This is a genomic window from Burkholderia sp. HAN2018, assembly GCF_024704855.1.
In the GTDB taxonomy this organism is placed as follows: Bacteria; Pseudomonadota; Gammaproteobacteria; order Burkholderiales; family Burkholderiaceae; genus Burkholderia; species Burkholderia cepacia.
Genome location: NZ_QOBB01000499.1, coordinates 1 through 1,325, shown reverse-complemented (window position 1 = coordinate 1,325; position 1,325 = coordinate 1). Strand labels below are relative to the sequence as shown.

The window sequence follows — 1,325 nt, the reverse complement described above, 5'->3', positions numbered from 1 at the left end:
CACCCGGATTTGCCTAAGTGCCTTCTCCAATGCAGCGACCGGGACTTCCAACACCCGGACAACCTTCCGCGATCCGTCCCCCCATCGCATCTAACAATGGTGCAGGAATATTGACCTGCTTCCCATCAGCTACGCATTTCTGCCTCGCCTTAGGGGCCGACTCACCCTACGCCGATGAACGTTGCGTAGGAAACCTTGGGCTTACGGCGAGGGGGCCTTTCACCCCCTTTATCGCTACTCATGTCAGCATTCGCACTTCCGATACCTCCAGCACCCTTTACAAGGCACCTTCGCAGGCTTACGGAACGCTCTCCTACCATGCGTGCTAAGCACGCATCCGCAGCTTCGGTATATAGCTTAGCCCCGTTACATCTTCCGCGCAGGACGACTCGATCAGTGAGCTATTACGCTTTCTTTAAAGGGTGGCTGCTTCTAAGCCAACCTCCTGACTGTTTTAGCCTTCCCACTTCGTTTCCCACTTAGCTATATTTGGGGACCTTAGCTGGCGGTCTGGGTTGTTTCCCTCTTGACACCGGACGTTAGCACCCGATGTCTGTCTCCCGTGATTGCACTCTTCGGTATTCGGAGTTTGCTATGGCGGGGTAATCTGCAATAGACCCCCCAACCATGACAGTGCTCTACCCCCGAAGGTGAGACACGAGGCACTACCTAAATAGTTTTCGGAGAGAACCAGCTATTTCCAGGTTTGTTTAGCCTTTCACCCCTATCCACAGCTCATCCCCTAACTTTTCAACGTTAGTGGGTTCGGACCTCCAGTACGTGTTACCGCACCTTCATCCTGGCCATGGATAGATCACCTGGTTTCGGGTCTACGCCCAGCAACTGAACGCCCTATTCGGACTCGCTTTCGCTACGCCTGCCCTATACGGTTAAGCTTGCTACTGAACGTAAGTCGCTGACCCATTATACAAAAGGTACGCCGTCACCCCTTACGAGGCTCCGACTGTTTGTATGCATGCGGTTTCAGGATCTATTTCACTCCCCTCCCGGGGTTCTTTTCGCCTTTCCCTCACGGTACTGGTTCACTATCGGTCGATCACGAGTATTTAGCCTTGGAGGATGGTCCCCCCATCTTCAGACAGGATTTCACGTGTCCCGCCCTACTTGTCGCACACCTAGTTCTTTCATACTGTTTTCGCCTACAGGGCTATCACCTGCTATGGCCGCACTTTCCAGAGCGTTCGGCTAACAATACAAATAAAGAGTGCAAGGCTCATCCCATTTCGCTCGCCACTACTTTGGGAATCTCGGTTGATTTCTTTTCCTGCGGTTACTTAGATGTTTCAGTTCACCGCGTTCGCTTC

At 52.8% G+C, this 1,325-nt stretch carries 1 rRNA gene; it reads right to left on the bottom strand.

The annotated features are described in order from the left end of the window. A 23S ribosomal RNA gene (locus DPV74_RS41350) occupies nucleotides 1-1,325 on the bottom strand; the annotation flags it as partial.